Origin of the sequence: Actinophytocola sp. (genome assembly GCF_035712165.1) — a bacterium.
Lineage (GTDB): Bacteria > Actinomycetota > Actinomycetes > Mycobacteriales > Pseudonocardiaceae > DASYTH01.
The window spans coordinates 1-2,181 of record NZ_DASTBH010000041.1 but is presented as its reverse complement, the minus strand read 5'-3'; the positions used below and the strand labels follow the sequence as shown (position 1 = coordinate 2,181).

General features: G+C 72.0%; 4 protein-coding genes. 2 read left to right on the top strand and 2 right to left on the bottom strand.

Annotated elements, in window-relative coordinates; genetic code table 11:
- Positions 1-367: 367 nt before the first annotated feature.
- Together VFO68_RS02195 and VFO68_RS02190 are read right to left on the bottom strand one after the other, a co-directional pair.
- Positions 368-733 carry a hypothetical protein gene (locus tag VFO68_RS02195; protein WP_325156418.1) on the bottom strand — a complete coding sequence of 122 codons (366 nt, stop codon included), beginning with the start codon at positions 731-733 and terminating at the stop codon, positions 368-370.
- Positions 697-1,296: a hypothetical protein gene (locus tag VFO68_RS02190; protein ID WP_325156417.1), complete on the bottom strand. Its 600-nt coding sequence runs from the start codon at positions 1,294-1,296 to the stop codon at positions 697-699. The genes VFO68_RS02195 and VFO68_RS02190 overlap by 37 nt, the downstream gene beginning before the upstream one ends.
- Before the next feature lie 172 nt (positions 1,297-1,468).
- Here VFO68_RS02190 and VFO68_RS02185 point away from each other — a divergent pair, with 172 nt between their 5' ends.
- On the top strand, positions 1,469-2,011 hold the full coding sequence (locus VFO68_RS02185) for a LysR family transcriptional regulator (RefSeq protein ID WP_325156416.1): 543 nt from the start codon (positions 1,469-1,471) through the stop codon (positions 2,009-2,011).
- Positions 1,939-2,181, top strand: a 243-nt coding sequence (locus VFO68_RS34215; RefSeq protein WP_414635447.1) for a LysR substrate-binding domain-containing protein, incomplete at its 3' end; no start/stop codon positions are given. The genes VFO68_RS02185 and VFO68_RS34215, both read left to right, overlap by 73 nt.

Genomic DNA, 2,181 nt, shown 5'->3' with positions numbered 1-2,181 from the left:
CGGAGCTGTCCGGGCCACATATCGCCCAGTGAACCATCGATGTCAACCCGCTGTAGTCCCGCACCATCGCCACAGTGATCGTCTGGTGGGAAAGAGGTCATCAACGCACACCTCCACAGGGGCCTGCGGTCGTCGCGCGGTGGGGCGCCGCAGCTGCACCTCGTTGCCACCCGATCGGGTCTTGCCGCGATGTCGAGGGTTCGACCATCCGGGCCGGCCGGTGGGATCTCAGCAGCCCCGCCCCCCGGGTTACCGATGGTCGGCTGGAGCCGGGTCGCCGAGGCGGATGCCGTGGCGGAGCTCGCCGAGGCGGCGACCCTTGGCTCCGGTCGCTGGCCACCGGCGCGGCTGCACGTCCGGTGGCCGTTCAGGCGGCGAGGATGGCAGCGAAGCGTTGCCGGGCGAGGTTGAGCTGGGCAGTGATGTGGCGCCTGACGTCCGGCGACAACGGGGTGTCGGGCAGGTCCAGGAGCATCTGCATGATCGGCACCACCGGGTCGTACTTGCGCGCCGAGTAGGCCAGCTTCGGCCCGGCGGTGTGAACCAGGCCCACCCCGTTGTCGGTGAAGTCCGACAGCTTGATCACCCTCGCCCACGGTTCCGCGGTCAGTGCGGTCACCAGATGCTCGCGGTACTGCACGTGCGGGTCACGACCCGGCGCGTACAGCGGGTTGGTCACGGCAAGGACCAGGCGGGTCACCGTCGGGCCGACCCGGCCGGCCAGTGCCGCCACCGCCTCGTCGCGCGGCGGCGCAAGCTGCGACGAGTCCGAAGGGCGCGAGGGCTGCGATGGGCGGGAAGGGTGAGACGTTGTGTCGTGCCCGCAGGTGTCGTGCCCGCAGGTGTCGGGCCCGCAGGTGTCGGGCCGCGGGCCGGGCCTACCGGCCATCGCCCAGGTTGGTCCTCGACGCTGTCGTGCAGCAGCGCGGCGGCCAGCACGGCGGTGTCGGTCACCCGGTAGTAGCACAGGATCCGCAGCGCGACCCGCAACAGGTGGTTGACGACCGGCTCGCGGACTCGCCGCTGACCGGCGTGCAGGTCGCTCGCCCAGTCCAGCGCCTCGGCCAGGGTGCACTGCGCATCGAGCGGCAGCCGTTGGGTTTCCAGCGCCCACCGGTCGCGCAGCCCGCGCTCGCCGTAGACCTCGGTGATCGCGTGCAGCGGCATGGCCTGCAGGTACGTCGGCTGGCCGGCTGTGACGTCGGCAGCGGTACCGCCCGCCCTGACGGTCGTGCCGCCGGTCGTGTTGCTCCTCGCGTTGCCTGTCGTGCGGGTCTGCGCGTCGATGCCGTCCACAGTGGTCGCTCCTTTCCCTGAGGTGGCGCCGCCTCGCCGGAAACGGTCGGCGAACCGCGGCGGCCGCGGTAGCGCCATGTCGCCCGTCCCGGCTGGTCTCACGACCCCAGCCTGCCCAACACCGACGCCGATCCGGAACTATCAATTCCATATCCGTCTATAGTTATGGACTATGAGCGGACTGGACCTGCTCGAGGCCGACGCGCTACGCGCGTTCGCCGTATTCGCCGAGCACCGCAACTTCACCTCCGCCGCGGCCGCCCTGCACATCTCCCAACCCTCCCTGCACGTGAAGATCGGCAAGCTGGCCCGGTCCCTGGGGGTTGAGCTGTACGAACGCGACGGGCGGCGGCTACGCCTGACCGCCGCCGGCGAGCAGCTGGCCGGCTACGCCCGCGAACACCGCCGCCGGCTGGACGAGTTCATGCGCGACCTGCACCACGAGCTACCCACCCTCACCGTGGCCACCGGCCGCGGCGCCCTGCGCTGGGTCGTGGCCGAACCGATCCGCCGCCTGCGCCGGCAGGGCCGCGCCGTGCGGATCCTCACCGCCGACCGCGACCACGCCCTGACCGCCGTCAGCACCGGCCAGGCCGACGTCGCCGTCCTTGGCGAGACCCGCCACCGAGCCGCTACCAGCGACTGCAGATCGCCGACTACCCGCAGACCCTGGTCATCGACGAACGGCACCCGCTGGCCACCCGCACCCGCCTGACCCGCACGGCCCTCAACGGGCTGGACCTGGTCGTACCGTCCCCGGAACGCGCCCGCCGCCGCGCCCTCGACCGCGCCCTGGCCGACGCGTCCGTACGCTGGCGGGTCGCCGCCGAGGTCGACGGCTGGGACCTCATGGTCCACCTCACCGCGCTGGGCATGGGCGCCACC

Excerpts from the sequence above, each read along its gene's own strand:
- VFO68_RS02185 (WP_325156416.1), top strand. The coding sequence starts at position 1,469 with ATGAGCGGACTGGACCTGCTCGAGGCCGACGCGCTACGCGCGTTCGCC.